This window comes from Phytohabitans aurantiacus, assembly GCF_027923225.1.
Classification (GTDB): Bacteria; Actinomycetota; Actinomycetes; order Mycobacteriales; family Micromonosporaceae; genus Phytohabitans; species Phytohabitans aurantiacus.
This window is the reverse complement of sequence record NZ_BSDI01000038.1, coordinates 42,285-62,245: the sequence shown is the minus strand read 5'-3', so window position 1 is coordinate 62,245 and position 19,961 is coordinate 42,285. Positions and strand designations below refer to the sequence as shown.

The window sequence follows — 19,961 nt, the reverse complement described above, 5'->3', positions numbered from 1 at the left end:
CCTCACTGGCACCGGCCCGCCCGCAGGAACTCCGGCGAGCGGGCCGGCGTGTCAGCCCACGTTGGTGGCGCAAGGGCTCGCGCACGTACTGCCGCAGCCGTTGTCCGTGAGGTTGATTAGCGTGGCTGCCGCCTCGCCGTTCTCGATGAAGCGGATGTCGAGATCGAAGGGGTCCATGTCGGTGGGCTTCTCCGCCGTCTGCGACACCGACTCCACCGTGCTGCTGGTACTCATCGAGATGCTCCTCAGCCCGCCGGGTGTCACCAAAGTGACGTAGGTCGATTGTGTAATGACTATGTGACCAGGAGTAAGGGCTTCGATGCAGGGCGAGTCGCCCTTGGCGACTCGCCATATCTGCATGCCATGCGAGGTGCGCTACTCGACGCCGAGCAGGGTCAAGATCGAGGGAACGGGTACCAGGTAGCGCCGGCCGATGCGTAGCACACGGGCGGGGAACTCACCGTTCTTGGCAAGCTCGTACGACTTCGAGCGGCCGATGCCCAGGATCGCCCCGGCGGTCTCGATGTCGGTCGTGGCGCCGAGGTTGCGGACGGCGTCGATGGTCCAAACCTTCGTGTTGGCTCGCTGCGCGGCCTCTTGGGCTCTCGCGGTGGTCGTCATAGTCTGCTTCCTTCCGCTGCCGCCGGCTGTGTGCCGGCACCGTCCTGTGTGGTTCCGACGGTTGCGGCCGTAGGTTGGCGAACACGTTGCCGTAACGGCGGAGGGTGCGACGGCAACAGGTCCGCTAACCGGCCTGACGTGTTCGCGGGGGGACCACCGCTCGTACGTGCGATCGGTCGCGGCGCTCGCTAGGCTTCGGCGGCTCGAGATTCGGTCGCCAGGCGGCGTAGAACCTTCCGGCCGTAGTCACGGGTGCCGAACTTGCGGTCGAGGTCTGCGCCGGTGATGCGTGCGCCCTCGGCGAGGCGCTGTCGGGCGTAGGCGAGCATCTTGGCGCTGACAGCGCGCTTGCCCGAGTCTCGCCGGGCTCCGTGATCCGGGCTCGTGCGCGGTTCGTCACCCCTGCTTCCATCCCAGTCGGTTTCGCTTCCAGCGGCCTGGTCCGGCGGTGCAGGGACTTGGTCGCCGCTGTGATCCGGGTTGACGGCGGGCGCCGCCGTGTCGGCCTCATCTCGATCGGGTGCGTCGTTGCCAGCTGGGTCTGCCGATGGTTCGTGCGCTATGGCGGAAAGGGCCGGAACATCGGCCCGCGATGGGGACTGGCCGCTGTCGGGGTCCGCTGGGTGGCCCGCACGGAGCGTACGGTCGGGTTGCTGGTCGCGCGAGGTGTCCCGGTGGTCGTGCCGGGTCGGGCCGTCCCGCTGTTCTCCCCGCGCGGGATCGTCCCGGTCCAGGTCCCGGTCTGCGCTGTCCCGATTCTCGGCTTGCGCCTGGAGCTCCCGGTTCTTCCCGCCTTGCCCGGCGTCCCGCTCGCCGCCGGCGAGTGGTTCGGGACGCGGGACGGGACGTCCGGCTCGTACAGCCTCGCGAGCGTCCTTCGCGGAGCCGTACAAGTCGACCGCGCCGATCCCGGCGCGCCAGGCGAGGTCGGTGGCGGTGTAGCCATCGCGCAGCGTCAGCAGCCACGCGATCCGGGTGAGCTTGTTGAACCAGATCCAGCGGGCCAGGCCGAACCGAGGCCGTGCGGCGGGGAGCTTGCCTTCGGCGCGCAGCGCGGTGCGGTGCCGGTAGGTCGACAGCAGCTCCCACAGCACCACGCCGGTGATCGACATGAGGCCGTAGGAGACGGCTTCCCCGTTGGGGGCGAGACCGGGGTCGGCGGCGTGCCAGTAGTTCATGGTGGCAGCGCCGGCTGCGAAACCCCAGGTAGCGCCGCGGAACAGCAGGGCGGAGTCGCCGGCGGCGCGGGAGAGCCAGTCCAGGCGGGCAACGTACGCGGTGGACAGCTCGAATCCGGCGGCGAACACGATCGCGGCCGGCAGTGGCCAGCCCATGACGGTCATCGCGAAGCGGATCTGCCCGACCCAGGCGACGGCCATCGGGAACATGATCGGAAGTACGAACAGTGCGCGTTCGGCCCATCGTGGGGCGGCGGCGCGCAGCCTGGCCCGGCGTGCGCCGCGCCGCGCCCGGCGTGCCTCGACGCGGGCCTGCTTATCGGCCGCGCTGGCTTCGCGTTCCCGACGGGCGGCTGCCCGTCGCTGCTCGCGCAGCTCCAGGTCGAGCTGAGCGGCTCGGGCGCGACGCTCGACCTCCGCGTCGGCCGAGAGCCGTTCCTGCTCGGCGCGGGTGACGTGGCGCAGGGTACGGACGTCGGCGACCGCGACACCGTTGGCCGGCGTGGCTGCCGCTGCCATCTCTGGCGTTCCGGCCGTTGCCGGGTGGGTCGTAGGGTCGGTCATGGGTCGGACCTCCTGCGTCCGATCAAGGCCCCGGGCGGTGCGCCAACACCGGCCCGGGGCCGCCTGGGGTGGACGGATGGTGCTCGGGTGTCGGGTGTGCGGGCCGGCGATGGGCGCTAACGGGTTCGCTAACCCGGCGCCGGCCGGCGATGGCCTGGTGGTGCAGCCTGATGCTCGCCGCAGACCGTTAGCGGACCCGTTAGTGAGCTTCTTGTTGTCGCAGGTCAGTGACCTGGTAGGGATGAGCGGGACGGCGCCTGCCGGTGACCGGTTCGCAACCGCGTGGCGGGCCTGCGTGATGGGTCGCGGCCGCGGCGGCGGCCGTCCGATCGGATGCCGCGGATAGCGGCGGGACGGTCGCCGGGTCGCCAGGCCATCGCCCGGCGGGATGAGTGGGACTTCCCGAACCTGACCGCCCGGGACGTGCCGCCAGTCGTCCCGGAGGCTGTTGCGGGACGTCCCGCCCGTTCGCCGTGGAGCACCGGGACGGATGCACCTCCTGCCTTGGCGTCCCGGTCGGCGTGGCTCGGGACCGGTGTGGGCGTCCCGGCGCCGCTCGGTCGCCGCTGGCGCGAGTGCTCTGTCCTGGTGCGGTCTCCCTGTGCTGGCTGCTTGTGCGTGGCGGTTGACCAGGGCGCACCAGCGGTCCAGGTCGCGGCGGCGGGTGACGATGGTGGCGCAGCGGGTGCAGGTGATTGGAGCGCTGGTGAGCTTCCAGCGTCGGTGGGGTTGGTTGGCGGGGCAGACCGGAGCAGCGGTGCCGGTCCGGGCGTGTGGCGTGTCGGCGAGGTGGACGAGGCCACCGCGGATGCTCACCGCGTGTTGGTCCCCGGTCGTGGCGAGGTTCGCCGTCGACCCGGCGGCTACCAGGTCGGCGACGGTGGTCCGGCCGGTGGCCAGTGCGTTCAGTCGGGCCATCTGGTCCCCGATGCCGCGGGTGCCGGCGAGCGTGCGCTGGGCGTGTGGCCAGACGTGGGAGGCCAGGTCGGCGTAGGCCGCCGGGGCGAGCACGATCACCTCGGCGGTATCGGCCAACCCGAGCTGTTCGGCCTGCTCCCGCAGCCCTTGCGCGGTGATGGCGAAGCGTTGCCCGAGCCGCGCCTCGTAGCGCAGGATGACGTCGTCCAGGTCGAGCAGGCCGTACCGGGCGGACAGGATCATCACCCGTGTGTCGGGTGTGGTGATGGCCTCAGCAGCTCGGCGGGCGGCCCGGTGGTAGCTGCCGACGTACATCTGGCCGGCAGGGGCTTCGAAGCAGGCGGTCTTGCGGGCTCCGCAGGCGACGATGATCAGCCGTTGCGGTGCTGGCGGCGGGGTGGGCAGTCGCCGCTCACCACACAGGTACTCCAGGTGCTCGGCGATGCTCCAGCCGAGCCAGGACCAGCCTGGGAGCCACCCGCGTCCGGAGGCATTGGCGGTGCGTAGTCCGCGAGCGTCGCGGTCAGCGGCGATCCAGGGGCCGGCCTCGGGGTGAAGCAGCTCGTTGGGGATGCGCCGCTTGCGGCCGCCGTACACGTCCACAATGGAGGTTTTGGGCCCGATGGAGACGAGGATGCCGCCGCCCCGGCCTCCGTCGCGGGCGGGCAGAGATCCGGGCAGGCAGGTGACCCGCTGGCCGGGGGCGATGCGTCCGGGGCCGTCTGGGCGAACCGAGCTGGCGTTGGTCGTAGGCCCGTTCATTGGAGACGCCTTCCGCTTGAGGGTCGGTTGCTCCTGACCCGGTCGGTGGGCCATCACTGGCCGGGGCTCTCTGCACCTCAAGCGTATAGGAAAAGGTATTTTCTATGCTGGCTGCCGTGCCCTTTTCTGGACCTTTTTCTGTATCCTCTGTCACGTGTCAGCGCCCGATCATCGACCGAGCCGCCCGGAGGTATCCGAGGGGATGGCCGCCGCTCGCCAGCGCGGCGTGCGGCTCGGACGGCCACCGGCCCCGCTGCCGGCGTCGGCGCAGCGGGCGGCCGAGCTACGCGACCAGGGCCTGTCGCTTGCACAGATAGCAGCCGCTTTGGAGGCGGAGCGGGTGCCGACCCCGACTGGTAAGGGCCCGTGGGGGAAGAGCAACGTGCAGTACGTTCTGGCACGCTGGGATCGCGAACGCGGCGGCGGTCGGCAGTAGTAGCAGCGGGCCTGCTGCGGCACTCCTCTGAGTGATACCGGCTCGTGTCTCGGGTTGCTACGCTCGCATCCAGCGTGCTCCACCGTCCACATGGGCCGGTGATCTTCGCGAGCCAGCTGCCGCGCTCCTTCGTCGCGCGGGAACCGGATGGCCCGGGGCGGGAGCAAGCTATGCATCCTGTGCCAGGATGCTTTGTCGACCGGGCGCGGTCGACAGACGGCATGAGGTTTCTAGCGGCATCACCGCAGCCCGCTAACACTTTCGCTAACGTCCTGAGTGGACGCTCGCGGCGTGACTGCGGATACGACAGCGGCTGATGGAACACCCTCGCGGCAGGTCGACGTGCCAGTGGGGCGAGGTCGGGATCGCCGTCACCTGTATCCCGGTCGGCAACGGCGGATCGCTCCCACCTTCACCGACGCGGAGTACGCGGACATCGCCGCAGCTGGGACAGCGGCCGGCGTGACCCCGACCGGGTTTTGTGCGGAGGCGGCGTTGAGTGCCGCCCGGGGGGTGCGGTCCCCAGTGTTGGACCAGGCTCGGGAGATGTTCTCCGACTTGCAGGTCGAGCTGTTCGACGCCCGGGTAGCGCTCGGCCGGATCGGGACCAACCTGAACCAGGCGATGGCCGCGCTCAACGCCACCGGCGAGGCGCCGGACTGGCTGGAACGGGTCGTCGCGCTGTGCGAGCGGCGCATGCAACACCTCGACGGTGTGATCGCGCGGCTGGACCGGCGCCTGCCGTGATGCCCAACATCGTCCGCGGGAAGCGGGTCGGTGGGTTGCTGCGCTACTTGTATGGGCCGGGCAAGCGGGAGGAGCACGTCAACCCGCACCTGGTCGCCGCGTGGGACGGTGCTGGGCCGCTGCACCGGCTGGAACCCGTGATCGGGCCGGACGACAAACGGGACTTCCGCCGCTTGGTCGATCTGCTGGAGCAGCCAGTCCACAACGGACGAAACCCGCCGCGTAGGCCGGTGTGGCACTGCTCGGTGCGCGTACATCCCGAGGACCGGCGGTTGTCCGACGCGCAGTGGGCGCACATCGCCGCCGAAGTGATGGCTCAGGCGGGGTTGGCAGAGCACGGCGACGCTCGCGCGGTGCGGTGGGTGGCCGTTCGGCACGGTCCGGACCATATCCACATCGCCGCCACCCTGGTTCGGCAGGACCGGCGCACCGAGTACGCCCGCAACGACCGGTGGAAGGCCCAGGCTGCCTGCCGCAATCTGGAGGAACGATATGGGCTGTACGTGGTGGGTCCGGCCGACCGGACCTCGCATCGGCGGCCGAAGTCGCCTGAGTTGAACAAGGCGCGGCGCACCGGTCGGACCGAACCGGCCCGGGACCGGCTTCGCCGCGAGGTCCGTTTCGCTGCCGCTGCCGCGGCGACCGTGGAGGAGTTCTTCGATCTGCTGCGCCAGGCGGGGGTAACGGTCGAGGCGCGGGAAAGCACTATCCACATAGGAGTCATTACCGGATACAAGGTGGCTCTGCCCGACTATACGGCCGCTGACGGTAGACCGATCTGGTACGGCGGTGGCCGGCTGGCACCGGACCTGTCCATGCCTCGGCTGTTGCGCCGGTGGGCCGACAGCGCGGACGTGCCAAGGCGATCGGGAACAGCTGCCGGGTTATACGACCGGGCTGCCGAGCACGTATGCGACGCTGCCGGCGACGCCCCCGGCGGTGCTGTCGCAGCGGCGTACGCGGCGGCCGACGTCCTGACAGTGGTTGCACGGCATGCCGAGGGCACCAGACGCGGTCCGCTGCACGAAGCCGCCGAAGCACTCGACCGGGCTGCCAGGCTCCCGCATGGCCAGCTGCCGGCCCGCACGCCGCGTGCCGAGCAGTTGCGGGCCATGTCTCGACTGCTCGGCGTGGCCGGCCGCCTCGCTGATGGGGAGGCGCTGTTCGCGATGCTGCGCCTGATCCTCAATCTGTCTCTGCTCGCGGACGCGCTTGCCGACCTGCGCGATTCGCAGCGACGACTGCACCAGGCCCGCGCCGCCCGGGTAGCGGCGCGGCTGCTGCGCGCGGTCGCTGGCGCGCCGGATGGCCCGGCACTTGCGGCCGAGGCAGAGGTACCGCTAACCGGTCCGCCAATAGGTCCGCCAACCTCGCGCCGCGATGCTCGACGTCATTCGGCACGCCCAACCACCGTGCGGACGCCCCGGTAGCCGTGGAGTTATCCACATGTGCACGGGCCGCGCGTTATCCACAGATCCCTTGACGCCAGTTGCCCACCATGCGGAAGGTCGCAAACAGTGTCCGATATGACGACGTACCGCATTCTGCTGGCGCATGCGGCCAGCGCGCTGGCCGCGGACGGCGACCCGGACGGCGCTGCGATGCGGCAGGCGCTGCTGCTGGCCGTACACGCCGGCCTCCACCGCCCGGACGGTCCCGGCGGCGGCGACTGGGACCTCTACACCGTGGCGATTACCGAGGCCGTGCGGGACCTCGGCGAGCCGGCGGCACTCGCCGCCGGGCTACCCGATCCGGCGCCGGACGGCGCCGCGCTGCGCCGCGACGTGGCTGCCCTTGTCCGCCGGCTGGCCGAGCGGTACGCGGCGGCCGCAGCAGGCGAACGCGGGTCGCCGTGGCGGCGGCTCGTCTGGGCACGGGTGGCTCACCGGCTCGACGACGCGGTGGCGGAGTTGAGATGAGCTACGGCGAACAGTTGGAGAACGCCGCCGCCGCGCTGGCTCGGGCGTACGTGGCGCTGCGCGACTCGGAACCTGATCCTGACGCCCGGGCCAGCGCCGCGCTGGCCCGGGCTCGGCTGTACCGCAGCCTGGAGCGGCAGGCCGTCGTGCTCGGCAGCCTTCACGCGAGCGACCTGGCCGCGGAGGCTGACCTGCCGCGCCAGTACGAGTCATTGCTGGCCAAGCGCAGACCAATCGCGGTTCTGACGATCGGGCTACGGCACGCGGCTGCCAGCACCATCGCGGCCAACGATGTCATCCGCATCGACCCTCCAACCGCCGGAGCCGTCGCGGTAGCGCTCCGCGAGGCGCATCAGGCACTACGTGCGGCCGGCGACATTCTGATCAGCAACACTGGCGCGCAGACGGCGCCCGGTGAACGGCACCAACCGCTGACCGCCGATGGCATCGCGCTGCTGGCAGGGGCCGGCCGCAGCGACAATCTCGCAGCCTTGGCCAGCCTGGCCGCCGCCGCGTCCGAGATCGACGTACGGCTGGCCCGCTGGATGTGGCCAGAGGACGCCCCGACCGGACTGCGCTCGCTGCTGGCAGCCGCTGAGGAGGATGCGTGGCAGACCAAGAGCAGCCCACTGCACGACACGGCAGTGCTACTCGCGGCCGGCGGGGACCCGCAGCGGGCACCAATACTGGGCATGGCCCCGGCACCACCGGTCGACGATCCGCAGCGCTGGTCACACCCGAGCTCCGCCCACGACTGCGTGCAAGCCATCGACGCCGCACGATCATGGCTGGTGCGCCGCGGCGACGAGCTGACCGTCGATCAGCTCGCCGATGCCGCCCGCGCCGCGTTGGCCATCACCCGCTACCTCGGCTACCTCTACACCCACCTCGGCTCCGGAGGCGAGGAACTGCCGATGGCGGTTGACGCCGCTGCCCGTCCCTGGCGCGGCGCGCTACAGGCGGTCGCCGAGCTGCGCAGCCCGATACCGGACCACGGCGACCGCGGCACACTCAGTACGGCGATCGCAGGCGCCGCGGCCTGGCTGCGCGGCCAGCTCAGACCCGACGGGCAATGGCGTTCCCGCGAATCCTGGATGGCCAACCCGACGGATCGCGTCGCATGGTGGAACACCGCCGGGCAGATCACCGCGAGGATGCCGGACTTGGCCGATCTGCTGCACCAAGCGGTCGACGTCTCGCGGGCCCGTGGCGGCGTCCTGGCAATGACCGTCCAGGTTGGTGCGCGGTCCGTGCATTGGCGGCCCGCACTGGCAGAGCATCGGTCGTACCGCGCATTGGCCAAGGCGCTGGCCAACGCCGCGAAACATGGCCGGGTCCTGGCCGCCGTCGTCGGAGTACAGCCGCGACCCGGCCTGGAGGCCGCGCGCACGGCCCACCGAGCGGCGTCTGCCTTACCCGCGAAGCCGGCCGAACTGGCCGGACAGTGGTACCCGCAGCAGGCCGGCATGGCCGAACCAACCGCGCCCGCTGGCCGACCTCGCAGCCCTGGGACTCCCGGCCAGGGACGGACCCGATGAGGCGCGCGCCAATGTGTGGCCTGCGACCGAGACGCGCCGGCCGGTACTGGCTCGCCGCCGCGGTGGCCATGCCGTTGTCCCCGCTGCTGTTCACGATCGTCGCTGCCAACGCGGGGCCGTACTCATACCGGGCCGTAGCGACGCTTGGATTCTGGGCTCTCGCGCTCACGACAGCCGGGACCGCTGTGGTCATCGGCGTTGTGGAGGGCCGCGAGCGGCGGCGGTTCGCCCACGGCCGCTGGATCAGTGTGAGCCTGGTCGGGCTCTGTGCTCCCTGGACGCTGTTTGCGTACGTGCTCGGCAACGGTATGGGCCGGCTGTTGCCCATCCCGGGAGCGCGATTGGGGGAGCGGGGCTGGCAGGAGGCGGTCCGGCTTTACACCCACTTGGCAAGCGGGTACCAGCCGCCGGTCGTGCATGCGCCGGATGTAGGCGCCGGCAGCGCCGTGTACATGGATGTGCCGTTCAACTATGCCCGTTTCTACGCCGCGGACGTCGCGTACCGGCCGGGCTCGATGGTCGCGGTCGGCCCGCCCGGCTTTGTGGCCGGCGCGGCCATCGGTCGCCTTATCGGTACGACTATTGGCTACGCCAGAGCCGCCGGCCTCTCCCAGCGGCGATGGAGGGGGCACCGGCCCGCGCGGGTCGTGGTGACCGCGACGACCACTTGGTGCAAGGTGAGCGGACGCTGGCTTGGCTTTGACCACGACAGGGTCATGGAGTACCGGATCGGCGTCGATCAGTCCTGCATTCTCGCCTTCCGCGACGTTGCGCCGGTGCGACTGCATGGTCCCTCCGCTTGGTGCCATGCGGTGTTGTTCGCATACCTGCGTTACGGTCCGCGGAGCTGGCAGAACGCCGCGTTCCTGCGCCCGGTCCGGCTGGCGGCGCAGCGGGTCGCCGCTGTGCGTTGACCAGCCGGGCATCCAGTCGCGTCGCCACGTCGCATCGAGTACGGCGGTCCGGACGGTCCCGCTGCGGTGGTGGGTTGGGCCGGCGGACCGTGCCCAATCCTCCACGCCGTGTGGCTGGTCGCCGGGTGTGACCATGATGATTCGGCGGTGGCGAACTGTCCGTATGCGCGGGCGTGTCGCGGCACCGCGCACATCGATATCGGCGTCTCGGATAGCCAGGATGATCTGGACGACGAAGGGGCCACCCGGGTCTTGGACCGATACGACGAGCGCTTACCAGCCGCGCACCCTGAGTGGCACGTCCAGCCGGCACCCGCCTGTTAGCGGCATAGCAGGACTGCCATGGAGCCCTCTCACCGCCTGCCGATGCGGCACCATTGCGCTCGTGGCACTCGCTGACGACCTTGACGATTGGACCGACTGGGACGCGGCGGCCTACGTCCTGGGTCGGATCCTCGGACTGTTCCCCGATGCAGATTTCCTCGACGTCAAGCACGTCTTCTGGACCGACAACCAGCTTGGCAATGGTCTTCGAGATGCCCTGCTCGCGTTGGTCGCTGCTGGCGTACTCGGTCGTCGAGAAGAACCCGACGAGCAGTTCCGTTGGTTCGGTCATCGTGACCGTGTGCAGCACCGTAGGTGACCGGAGGCCCGACTCGCGGCAGGTCCGGTGGAGGCGTAAGGATCTTCCCGCATAGGTCGTTCGTGTGGCTGGCCCAACGTCCGCTGGCGGTAGTGCGGCCGGTGTGCGCGGTACCGTCCTGACGGTCGTCCGGGGGAGGGCACGGGTGGACCGGTTCGAGGCCATGGTGGGACTGTTGCGGCGTGGGCTGCCGGAGCGCGCTGACCTGGTGCGTGCCGAGCAGCCGGGGGCGTGGTTGCCGCGGTGGACGGCTGGGGAGCCGCTGAGCCGGGCGATGCGCCAGGCGTACCAACTCGGCGGCCTGATCGCGGCGGTTCGCCTCGACGACACCTACGCCTGGGCGCTGGTCGACGACACGGTGCACCGCATCACCATCGCGGATGGCGTGGTGCACCGGTTGAGGCTTGAAGGGCCGTACCGGTACCACGGCGCCGCCGTGTTCGACGGTGACACCGTCGCCGCGGTCGACGACGATCAGTTGAGGGTGTGGGATCTGGGCACCGGCGGGCTGCTGTTGGCCACCGATCCCGATGACGTCCCGCGTCCCGCCGGTGGTCTGTGCAGTCTCGCGGTCGGCGCTGGCGTCGCGGTCACCGGCACCGAACGTGGCTACCTGCTGCTGTGGGATCTGCGTGATGGCAGCCGGCTGGCGAAGATCGCCGCCCACGACGGCTTCGTCCGCCGCGTCGCGGTGAGCACCCACCCGCCGTTGGCGGTCCTCAGCGTCGGCGGCCAAGACCACAGCACAGTGTCCTTTCACGACCTGGACGGGCTGCGGCGCACCGGCAACGCCGCGGTACCCGGGTACCATTGCGGCGGCGGCTGGACCAGTCTGGACGGACAACGCCGTGCGGTAACGGTCGACGAGGACGGCGTGCTGACCGTCTGGGACCCGGGGGCAGCGGTGCCACTGGCACGGTTTCCCGTCGCCGACCATTCGACGGGGGCGTTGGCCTTCACCGCCGACGGCGCCTGCGCCGTGGTCGGCGACGGACAGGTGTTGCAGGTCGTCGACCTGCGGGACGGGACGGTCCGCGGCACGATTCGGACCGACTTCGAATTCGAGGTTCGCGACGTCGCTGTGTGCGGTCCATTCGTGTTCGCCGGGCAGTTCGGCAGTAGCGAGGGGCGCGCCAACCTGGTCGAGCTGACCGTGCCCCTGGTACAGGATGACCGGCACCGGCCGCACTTCGTCGACGCGGTCACCATCATGGTTGATGGCCGGCTCGTGGTGGTCGCGGTCGACCGGGGCGGCCTGTTCCGGGTGTTCGACGCGGCCGATGGGCGGCAGTTGGGTGGGGCGTACGGGCGGCAACAGTGCTTCACGTTCCCCCGGCGGTTGGTTACCGCGACCGTTGAGGGCCGTGCCTTGGTCGCCTGCATGTTCAACCTCGGACCGACGTTCTTCGACCCCGCCAGCGGCCAGGTCCGCGCCGGATCGGAGCCGGCCACGGCCGGGCCGGTGATGACGGCTGCCGCCGGACGCGATGGCCTCGTCGCGGCGATCGACGCCGGCGGAACCCTGACCGTGTGGGATGTGGCCACGCTGATGCCGCGGGCCGTCACCCGTGTGGCCAGGCCGGGCGCGATCACCGCGATCGCGGTCGGTGAACTGCACGGCGCCACCGTCGTGTTGGCCGGCGACCAGGACGGCGGCATCCGCTGGTTCGACAGCGCTGACCTGGGCGAGGTTCCCGCCCCGGGACGGTTCGCCGACCGGCAGATCCCGGCCGGCAGGGCCCTGGATTCGGTGTACTGGCCCGGACCCAACGCCGTCACCGCCCTCCACGTCGCCGGCACCGTGGTGGTCAGCGCCATCGCTGACACCGTTACCTGCGCCTACATCGCCACCGGCGACCTGGTCGGGCCGGAGCTGGTACACCCAGACCGCGTCCGGGCGGTCCTGCCAGCGGTACTCGACGCCGTGCCGGTCATCGCGACCAGTTGCGCCGACCGGGTCGTGCGAATATGGGAGATCGAGACGGGCCGCGTCATCCGGGCGGTCACACTCCCGCGACCGGTCGGCCGGATCGTCGCCATCGTCGCTCAGCAGATCATCGTCCTCGACCGCGGGTTCCTGCTCGCCGTCGACACCGCTGGCGGCAACCAGCCCATGACGGCACCAAGACCCACAACGCCGGGCCAGCACGCCACCGCGGATATGCCACTGAGCTCAACAACACCCGTTGCCCGATTCGACTGATCAACCTCACCGAACGATGGCAGCGGGAGGGCGGGTCCGGCACGCTGACAAGTACAGGCCGCGACCGCGAACTCAACGCCACAAGCGCGATGTCAGCGGCATTACGCAGGTAATAGGGTGAATGGCATGAAACCTAAGGAGCTTAGTTTCTCGATCTTTGGTCTTGGAGCAAAGTGGGAGTTCGGCAGAGCCAACAAGGAGATCGCGCGCCGTACCGTTCGCTTCCTGGAGGACCGTCGGCTGTTGTTCGGACAACGCGGCCAGCATCCGAACGACCCGCAGTATTGCGTCAGGTCGGCACAGGAGATCCGCCAGTTTCTCGGCGAACAACTGGAGGAACACGATCCAGGCAGGAAGCTCGCACGCGCGTTGCAGGAGATGCGAGCCGCATGCCGGCGCTTCATTGACGTTGCCTCCGAGGACCCCCAAAGCTTCCGCGCCGATGCGCCGGGGTTCTTCGTCGCTGTGGGTGAACTCCGCTCAACGTTCGGCTTCTACATCGGTGCGCTCGCTGACCGGTACAACCTTGATGTGGATGACGACCTCCGGCAGATCCTCCCTCCATCGGCAGAGGAAGAGCCCCAGGACGCCGGCCTGGCGACATTGCTCGATGGGACCGGCCGGTAATCGCTACCGATCAACGAGCAGCGACCGTCGAGCTGGTAAGCCCGACACGCCCTCTCGGTCAGGTCCGCCGTCGGCGAGTGGCGCCGATCTAGCCGGCGTTCGCTCTCGCTGTGTCACCTCCTGCTGGGCTGCCGCAGTCGCTGAACGCCGGGGCCGCTAACAGGTCTGCCAACTACCCGTGGGCATCGTCGAGGTCGAGCGCGCGGCGCCGATGCGGCAGACGGTTGGGAGCGGCGAATGGACGGTATCGGGCAGGGGCAGCATCCCGACGCGGTGGCGGAGGTCGGGCAGCGCCTTGGACAGGGTTTGGCGGTTCTTGCCACGTTGAGCGAGGCGGCGGCCAGGTTGGCGGCGGAGGAGATGCGCCGCCGGGCGCGTAGCGAGGAGGACGCCGAACGGGCTGAGGAGCGCGAACACGGCGAACGGGAACGCGAAGAGCGCAAACGGGAGCGCGAGAACGCCAAGGACCGCAACGAGGATGAGCTCGCGCACCACGCCCAGCGTCGCCGTGCCGCGCAGCGTGACCGGCGGCTCATCGCGCTGACCCTTGAACCGGACTGGCTTGCCCACGCGGACCTGTATGACCTGGCTACGGTGTGGCGGGTGGCCTGGCTGCGTGAGGGCGAGTTCCCTGAGGCCCGGATGGCGGCGGAGCAGGTCGAGGAGCGGCTACGCGAGATCTACCCGCGGCCGATGGACCTGTACGGCCAGGCCGTTGCGAACGGCGTTTCGCGTGCCGCTGCGATGCGTGCCGCCGCGTTCGAGATGGCGCAGACCCGGCCGTCCCGCCCGCATGGCGGTCAGCGTTCGGCGGGCATTGAGGCCGGTCCGGAGCCGGTGGTCGGCGTTGATGGCTTCGACACTGCGGTCGATCAGGAGCGGGCGCGGCTGGCCGACGGCATCCATGGAGCCGCCTTCGCGGAGGAGCTGGAACGCCTCGGTGCCGGGGGTGCCGCCGCCGCGCAGGCGTTGCGGGAGATCCTGCAGGCGCGAGCCGGCGAGCACCTCGGGCATGCACAGGCCGCTGCGGCCACCCCGGACGATCCGAGCACGGCCGGCGTCAACGAGCACGCCACGATGGGCCTGCCGCGCAGTGCTCGCGATGTTGGTGAGGGCAGCCGTGATCAGGCTGACGCCCGCACCGCCGCGCAACTGGCGGCGGAGTGGTATCCGGAGGGGCTGCACCACCCGGCCGCGCTGCCCGCCGATGTCGCCGTCCGGCAGCCGGCCAGCACGCGTACGCGGACGCCGACCGGCAAGCGGACGTCGGTGAGGGCACGATGATCGAGCTGGGGACCTCACCGAGCGGGACGCCACACCAGCAGGCGGCCACCGCTGGCGAGTCGGAGGCGCAGCCGCCGCTGTACCTGACTGTGGAAGCGTGGGTGAACGGCTACTTCACGCCGATGTTCCTGCACAGGGTGCCGGGCAGCCCTCGGGTTCGTTGGTGCTGCCGGTGGTGGGATCACGCGGAGGCGATCGCACGGCTCACGGTGTTGTGGAACGGCTGGGAGGCGGCCCGTTGGGAGCCGGCGGCAAAGCCGAGTTGGTGGCTGGACCTGGACCACCATCTGCCGATCCTCATTGGACTGGACGGTTCGTTTCGGAATTGCCGGCAGCCGGAGGGGCAGCGGCCCGGCAAGCACGAACCGGGGACGGTTCCCCGTGTCGAGCTGACGCCGCAGGGTTGGTGGGACTGACAACGCCCCAGCACTTCGTGCGGGTCAGTGTCGCCGGCTCACCGCGTTGGCGTGTGCCTGGCCGGTGCGGCGGGCAGGGCGAGGCGGGCTGCCCGTGCCGAGAGTGCCGGCTGCGGCGGCTTCGAGTTGGCGGTCTGGTCCTGTCGGGCGAGTTGAGCGGCGGTCAGCGCGGGGACTACTCGATCCGGCCGGGGTCGGATCGCTAGGGCGGCCGCCGTGTCGCTGAGTTCGGCGAGGTGACGGATGGCCTTGGCGGGGCTGCGCCATTCGACGGCGCGTCGGATGGTGCCTGGGTCGGTGTGTGCCAGCGCTCGTCCGACGAGCACGATCTGGTGTAGTGGCGTGTCGATGCGGTTGACGCCGATGGTGCCGCCGCCGCGCACCGACGCGGTCAGGGCGGCGTCACCGGCCATACTCGCGGCGGCCGGGTCCTGGCGGCGCGCGTGCGCGCGCAGGTTGTGGCTGGCGGTCAGCGACGTGAACTGGCTGCTGGTGGTGCCGTATGCGGTGATGTCGCCGGCCCAGGCGACGGTGAACGGTCGGCGTCCGAGGGTGGGTTGTTCGCCGTCGAAGCTGGTGAGCACGGTGATGGCGGCGTCGCCGCGGCGGGTGCCGGGTTGGGCGAAGTGAGCGTTGAGCGCGGTGCGGGCGAGTTCGACGGCCCGGCGGGCGCCGATGAGGACGGCAGCCCGGCCGGCGACCTCGGCAGCGATGCGAGCGGCGTCGCGGTCGCCGGGCGCGTCGGCGACGCCTTCGGCGAGTACCCACGCGGTGTGCCCGGTGACGGGATCGTGTTGTACCCAGGCTGTGGCGGGCGCGGCCGGTGGGCATACGCGGGCGTACTGGTGGCCGACGATCTCTGGGTGGGGAAACCCGGCGCCGCCCAGCGGCATAGCTGCCGACCGGTTGGGCGGATCCACGGGGCTGTCGTCGGGCGCGGGCGCTGCGTAGTCCGTCGGCTCAGCGTCGTCGGCTGGTGGGTAGACGGCCTCGAAGATGGTGAGCGGGTTGAGGTCCAGGCGGGTGGCCAGGTGCGCGGATAGCCGCGCCGCGTGGGCGGGGTCGCGGGCGGCGATGTCGACGACCAGCGGTGCCGCAGCGTGGAGGGCAGCGAAACGGCCGGGGATTTCGTCGAGCCGGTACCGGCTGAGTCGCTGGTCGACGAGCAGGTCGGCCAGCGGGCGGCGGGACTGCTCCATCGTCTGGACCGCGCTGGCCCGACCGTGTGCGATGAGCTCGGCGGGGTCGGTCCCGGCCAGCAGGGCGATGGCGTCAACGGGGCCGGGCCAGTTGCACAGCAGTGTGTACGCCTTCTCGGCGGCAGCGTGTCCGGCGTTGTCGGGGTCGAAGGCCACCACGATCGGGGTGCCGGGTGGTACCGCCTCGGTGAGCCGGGCCACTTGAGCGGCGGTCAGCGCGGTGCCGCACGGGGCGACTGCCGTATAGGGCCGCCGGTACTGGTCTGCGCCAAGGGATTGGCGGAGCCTGGCCACGGCGACCACGTCGGCGGGGCCTTCGACGAGCATGACGGCGGCCGGTTGAGTGTCGCCGCCGAGCTGTTCGGACAGGCCGTAGAGCAACTCGCTCTTGCGGTAGATGGCTGTCGTGGCGGTGTTGCGATACTTCGGGGTGTTGGCCCGTCCGGACAGGTCCCGGCCGGTGAACGCGACGATGTGTCCGTCTGGGTTACGGATGGGGAAGGTGACCCGGTTACGGAACACGTCGATGAGGTTGCCGTTGCCTGTCGGGGTCACCAGCCCGGCGGCCAGCAACTCCTCATCGGTGTAACCGGCCTCGCGCAGGTGGTCGTGTAGGTGGGTCCAGCCACGCGGCGCGTAACCGAGTGTCCATGGTGGAGTGTGTGCGACGGCCGCGACGATGCCGCGGCTGCGCAGGTACGCCAGGGCACGTGGCTCGGACAGCAGGCGTGCGCGGTAGAACTCGTTCGCGGCGGCGTGCGCGTCAAGCAGCCGCTGCGGGTCCGGTTCGAGTGAGCGGGTCATGGCCGCCTCGTCGGGCCACGGAACCGTGGAGGTGTCGGCCGGGCGGCACGGTCGGCGGTGCCGGGTCCACCGGTTGCGTCTGGGTCCGCCGGTGTCGCACCAGCGGCCAGCCGTTGCGATATGTGTGCGTCGGGCTGGGGTCCGGCGGGTGTGGGTAGTTGTATGCCGTCGACGGCCAGGTCGCCGACGATGCGTTCGCGTTCGGCGGCGTCGGAGATGCGGGCCACCGCAGCGGCGGTGTGCGCGCTGAGCGTGGGCGCAATGGCCTGGCGGAACCATGGGTTGAGTTCCAGCATGGCAGGGCGGGCGCCGGAGGCGAGCAGGATGGCTGTGCCGCGTTTGAGCGCCCGCACGTCGCCGGGTTCCATGATGCGTTGCCGGCGGGTGGCGACCTGCCGGGAGAGGTATCCGGTGGCGTCACGGGTCAGTGACAGCGTCGTCACGTCGTGTTCTCCAACAAGGGTGGAGATGTCGGCGGCGAAGCGCGGGTCGTCGCCGCCGGCGCCGACGAGTTTGACGGTGGCGGCGCCCCAGAGGGTGCCCATGCCTCGCTCGCCCCACACGGTGGTGCCCTGCTGGAAGGTTTGCAGGATGGTGACCAGGATGATGCCGCGGCCGCCGTAGTGGCTGTAGAGCTGCGGCAGGTCCGCGAGGGGGCAGATGTTGGCGGCTTCGTCGAGCATGGCCAGCATCGGCGGGTCGAGTCGGCCTCCGCGGGCCTCGGCACGGCGTACCCCGTGGCGCAGCACTTGGTCGGTCATCGCGGCGACTAACGGCCCGGAGGAGCCGGCGCCGTCTTTGGACAACAGGTAGAGCGTGTCGGTGGAGGTCGGGAATGTGTCGGGCTCGAAGCACGGCAGGTCTATGTCGGTGGGTGGGTTGACCCAGGCCATGATGCGTGGGTCTTGCAGGCACTTGGCGGCGGTGCGCGCGGTTTCGTAGATGCCGTCGCGGGTTTCCGGCGCCCCGTGCTGGCGGCCCCGCAGCGCCCGCGCGACCTCGGGATAGCCGTGGTCGAAGAGCAGCCCGACCGGCTCGTCGTCGCTGGCGTCGGCCAGCCACGCCTGTACGTCGGCCAGCGTCGAGCCGCTGGCGGCGGCGGCCAGGAAGAACGAGGTGAGCAGGTCTTCGGCCGCGAGGAGCCAGAAGTCCTCGCCTTTGTCGCGGCGGATCGGCTGTACGAAGTGGGAAGCCATCCGTGCCGCGTCCTCCACGGATTGCACCGCGGCGAGCGGGTTCCACCACCAGCCTTGAGCGGTGCGTGTGATGGCCTGCGGGTCGAACACCCACACCGTCCCAGCGCGGGCTCGTAGCGTGTGGGTGGTGGCCCACAGGTCGGCGCGGTTGCTGGTAGCCAGTACCGCGCCGGGGGCGTCCAGGATCTGCGGTACCGCGATGGCGGTGGTCTTCATCGCCCGTGGCCCCATTACCGCGAGGATTCCGTCTTCCCAGGACGCACGCAGCAGCGGACCGCGTCGGTTGCCGGGCCGCAGCATGGTGCCCAGCGCGAGTCCGGTGTCGGCGGGGCGTAGGTACTTGGCCGGCAGGTCGGCGAGGCTCGGCCGTAGCTGCCGGGCTCGTTTAGCGACGCCGGCTGGGGTCAGGTCGGTCACGTCGCGGGGACGGGCCAGCGATGGCAGCGGGTCGCCGGCGTGCGTGCGCCGCCGTTGCCAGACGATCGCGCCGGTGACCACTGGCGCTGTCGTGCACGCGACGAGCGCTCCGTAGACGACCGCGACGAGGGTGTGGTTGCTGTGCGGGTAGACGGTGTCCCATTGGCCGCCCACGAGGTTGGTGACGAACTGGCTGTCGAAGCCCGGCCCGACCGGCCGTTCGGTCATCCAGGCGGTGACCCGTCCGGCCAACCATGCCAGCCAGCTCAACGCGATCGCCGTCCACAACGCGGCGAGCAGCACGAACGGGGTCAGCGGTATCGTGCCGGCGGCAGATCGTGGTTGGACCGGGTGTTGGGACATGCTCACAGGGCACCGTCCTGTGTGGATCGGCACATGTTGATGCCGTGCGGCCAGGGCGGGTACGTATCGGCGTGGCGGGCGAGGGCGGCGCCGCTCACGTGAAACACGTCCCGTTGTCACAGGTCATGTCTTCGTCGTCAGTGGTGTCGAAGCCCGGAAGCATGTCTTGCGCCGCCGGGACGGCCTCGTGCAAGGGCCGGTTGAAGCGGGTCAGCCACACCGGATCTTTGCCCAGCTGTTCGCGGCGGGCGTTGAGTAGGTCCTCCAGATCGCAGGCGCGGGCGAACAGATCGGGGCGGTCGCGGCGCATCTCAGCGAATGCGGCTGGCCGTTTCATTGGACAGAACCAGCACGCACTTTTGCCGGGCACCGGTAGCCCGGCGGCGGCGATGATGCGTTGGCAGTCGATGCGGCGCAACGGCGGTGTGTGGTCTAGCAGTGGGTAGACAGGTCGCTCATAGGGCATCGCCCGCCGGTTGTTGACGCGTTGGACTTCGTCCAGGCTGATTCCGATGCCAACGGTTGCCGGCGTCGCGGCAGTGGCACCGTGCTGCTTGAGCCAGCGGCCGACCAACCGTACCTTGAAGTCCGCCGTGCAGCTACGCGTGCCAGGCGCGCCCGAGGACATCCGCACCGGGATCGGCAATGACCGCGAGCCCGGCTTGGTCAGTCTGCCATACAGTGTCTCGGCGCTGCCGTCGCGTCGCGTCCGGTGCAGCTCGACAAGCTCGATGCCCTGCTCGGCCGCGTACGGCATGGCGTACCGACGAAGGTAGTCCAATGTGGCCGGATCTTCGGAGTCGTCGCCGACGTTGGCGAACAGGAACACGCCGAAGTCGATCCGCTGTTGCGCAGCCAGTACGAGGAGACATGTGGACTGAACACCTCCTCCAAAAGCGACAGCGCGCAACGGCTGCCGATGTTGGGCGGTCATCGTGTGCCTGTCCACACGGCGGCGTCTGTTGCAGGACCTACGGCACGCTCGGCATGTCCGGCCAACAGGTCCACGTCGACCGGATCTTCTACGAAGCCACCACCACAGGCGGTGATCTGCGGGCACTCGTCGACCTGTTCGGCCTGTCCATCGCCAGTGCCGCTCGATAGGCGTCCGTCGTGGACCGTTTCGCGCCACCAGCCGCCGTACGCTGAGGGCAGCCCAGTGTCTACTCTCTCTGAGTGACAAGCGGCGAGGACTACCTGCGGCTGCGGAGA

17 protein-coding genes are annotated in these 19,961 nt (G+C 70.3%); 11 read left to right on the top strand and 6 right to left on the bottom strand.

The features are described 5' to 3' along the window. Window positions 1-51: 51 nt before the first annotated feature. The 3 genes from QMG73_RS31020 to QMG73_RS31010 form a co-directional block, all read right to left on the bottom strand. Complete coding sequence (locus QMG73_RS31020) at window positions 52-234, bottom strand: FxLD family lanthipeptide (protein ID WP_281901581.1); 183 nt, start codon at window positions 232-234, stop codon at window positions 52-54. Between the two features lie 141 nt (window positions 235-375). After that, the gene (locus QMG73_RS31015) at window positions 376-621 is read right to left on the bottom strand and encodes a helix-turn-helix domain-containing protein (protein WP_281901579.1); all 246 of its coding nucleotides are present in this window, start codon (window positions 619-621) and stop codon (window positions 376-378) included. Window positions 622-809: 188 nt separating this feature from the next. Next, window positions 810-4,043, bottom strand: coding sequence for a DUF6884 domain-containing protein (locus QMG73_RS31010; protein WP_281901577.1), 3,234 nt, complete (start codon window positions 4,041-4,043; stop codon window positions 810-812). A 154-nt stretch (window positions 4,044-4,197) separates the two neighbouring features. Between QMG73_RS31010 and QMG73_RS31005 the strand changes: the two genes are divergently transcribed. The 11 genes from QMG73_RS31005 (at window position 4,198) to QMG73_RS30955 (ending at window position 14,770) form a co-directional block, all read left to right on the top strand. Then, window positions 4,198-4,479, top strand: coding sequence for a recombinase family protein (locus QMG73_RS31005; protein WP_281901575.1), 282 nt, complete (start codon window positions 4,198-4,200; stop codon window positions 4,477-4,479). Between the two features lie 546 nt (window positions 4,480-5,025). Beyond that, window positions 5,026-5,226 (top strand): hypothetical protein, encoded by a 201-nt coding sequence (locus QMG73_RS31000; RefSeq protein WP_281901574.1) that lies wholly within the window; start codon window positions 5,026-5,028, stop codon window positions 5,224-5,226. Next, complete coding sequence (locus QMG73_RS30995; RefSeq protein WP_281901573.1) at window positions 5,226-6,656, top strand: relaxase/mobilization nuclease domain-containing protein; 1,431 nt, start codon at window positions 5,226-5,228, stop codon at window positions 6,654-6,656. Before QMG73_RS31000 ends, QMG73_RS30995 begins: the two co-directional genes overlap by 1 nt. Window positions 6,657-6,752: 96 nt before the next feature. Continuing rightward, a complete protein-coding gene (locus QMG73_RS30990; RefSeq protein WP_281901571.1) occupies window positions 6,753-7,145 on the top strand; it encodes a hypothetical protein in 393 nt (130 codons plus the stop codon). After that, entirely contained in the window at window positions 7,142-8,683 is a 1,542-nt protein-coding gene (locus QMG73_RS30985; protein ID WP_281901569.1) for a hypothetical protein, read from the top strand. Before QMG73_RS30990 ends, QMG73_RS30985 begins: the two co-directional genes overlap by 4 nt. 74 nt (window positions 8,684-8,757) lie before the next feature. Beyond that, the gene (locus QMG73_RS30980; protein WP_281901567.1) at window positions 8,758-9,597 is read left to right on the top strand and encodes a hypothetical protein; all 840 of its coding nucleotides are present in this window, start codon (window positions 8,758-8,760) and stop codon (window positions 9,595-9,597) included. A gap of 385 nt (window positions 9,598-9,982) precedes the next feature. Next, on the top strand, window positions 9,983-10,240 hold the full coding sequence (locus QMG73_RS30975; RefSeq protein WP_281901566.1) for a hypothetical protein: 258 nt from the start codon (window positions 9,983-9,985) through the stop codon (window positions 10,238-10,240). Between the two features lie 145 nt (window positions 10,241-10,385). Next, entirely contained in the window at window positions 10,386-12,443 is a 2,058-nt protein-coding gene (locus QMG73_RS30970; RefSeq protein ID WP_281901565.1) for a WD40 repeat domain-containing protein, read from the top strand. A gap of 126 nt (window positions 12,444-12,569) precedes the next feature. Further along, a complete protein-coding gene (locus tag QMG73_RS30965) occupies window positions 12,570-13,070 on the top strand; it encodes a hypothetical protein (RefSeq protein ID WP_281901563.1) in 501 nt (166 codons plus the stop codon). 237 nt (window positions 13,071-13,307) lie between these two features. Beyond that, the gene (locus QMG73_RS30960) at window positions 13,308-14,354 is read left to right on the top strand and encodes a hypothetical protein (RefSeq protein ID WP_281901562.1); all 1,047 of its coding nucleotides are present in this window, start codon (window positions 13,308-13,310) and stop codon (window positions 14,352-14,354) included. Beyond that, window positions 14,351-14,770 carry a DUF4913 domain-containing protein gene (locus tag QMG73_RS30955; RefSeq protein ID WP_281901560.1) on the top strand — a complete coding sequence of 140 codons (420 nt, stop codon included), beginning with the start codon at window positions 14,351-14,353 and terminating at the stop codon, window positions 14,768-14,770. The genes QMG73_RS30960 and QMG73_RS30955 overlap by 4 nt, the downstream gene beginning before the upstream one ends. A 38-nt stretch (window positions 14,771-14,808) precedes the next feature. On the opposite strand, the gene QMG73_RS30950 is transcribed toward QMG73_RS30955, so the two are convergent. From QMG73_RS30950 to QMG73_RS30940, 3 genes are all read right to left on the bottom strand, one after another. Then, a complete protein-coding gene (locus QMG73_RS30950; RefSeq protein ID WP_281901559.1) occupies window positions 14,809-16,773 on the bottom strand; it encodes a DNA primase in 1,965 nt (654 codons plus the stop codon). After that, on the bottom strand, window positions 16,770-18,749 hold the full coding sequence (locus tag QMG73_RS30945; protein WP_281901557.1) for a type IV secretory system conjugative DNA transfer family protein: 1,980 nt from the start codon (window positions 18,747-18,749) through the stop codon (window positions 16,770-16,772). Before QMG73_RS30945 ends, QMG73_RS30950 begins: the two co-directional genes overlap by 4 nt. A 94-nt stretch (window positions 18,750-18,843) precedes the next feature. Beyond that, window positions 18,844-19,578, bottom strand: a complete 735-nt coding sequence (locus QMG73_RS30940) for a phosphoadenosine phosphosulfate reductase (RefSeq protein WP_281901555.1) — start codon at window positions 19,576-19,578, stop codon at window positions 18,844-18,846. Window positions 19,579-19,961: the final 383 nt, after the last annotated feature.

Coding starts and splice junctions, on each gene's coding strand:
- QMG73_RS31020 (WP_281901581.1), bottom strand. CDS start 234: ATGAGTACCAGCAGCACGGTGGAGTCGGTGTCGCAGACGGCGGAGAAG.
- QMG73_RS31015 (WP_281901579.1), bottom strand. CDS start 621: ATGACGACCACCGCGAGAGCCCAAGAGGCCGCGCAGCGAGCCAACACG.
- QMG73_RS31010 (WP_281901577.1), bottom strand. CDS start 4,043: ATGAACGGGCCTACGACCAACGCCAGCTCGGTTCGCCCAGACGGCCCC.
- QMG73_RS31000 (WP_281901574.1), top strand. CDS start 5,026: ATGTTCTCCGACTTGCAGGTCGAGCTGTTCGACGCCCGGGTAGCGCTC.
- QMG73_RS30995 (WP_281901573.1), top strand. CDS start 5,226: ATGCCCAACATCGTCCGCGGGAAGCGGGTCGGTGGGTTGCTGCGCTAC.
- QMG73_RS30990 (WP_281901571.1), top strand. CDS start 6,753: ATGACGACGTACCGCATTCTGCTGGCGCATGCGGCCAGCGCGCTGGCC.
- QMG73_RS30985 (WP_281901569.1), top strand. CDS start 7,142: ATGAGCTACGGCGAACAGTTGGAGAACGCCGCCGCCGCGCTGGCTCGG.
- QMG73_RS30965 (WP_281901563.1), top strand. CDS start 12,570: ATGAAACCTAAGGAGCTTAGTTTCTCGATCTTTGGTCTTGGAGCAAAG.
- QMG73_RS30960 (WP_281901562.1), top strand. CDS start 13,308: ATGGACGGTATCGGGCAGGGGCAGCATCCCGACGCGGTGGCGGAGGTC.
- QMG73_RS30955 (WP_281901560.1), top strand. CDS start 14,351: ATGATCGAGCTGGGGACCTCACCGAGCGGGACGCCACACCAGCAGGCG.
- QMG73_RS30950 (WP_281901559.1), bottom strand. CDS start 16,773: ATGACCCGCTCACTCGAACCGGACCCGCAGCGGCTGCTTGACGCGCAC.
- QMG73_RS30945 (WP_281901557.1), bottom strand. CDS start 18,749: ATGTCCCAACACCCGGTCCAACCACGATCTGCCGCCGGCACGATACCG.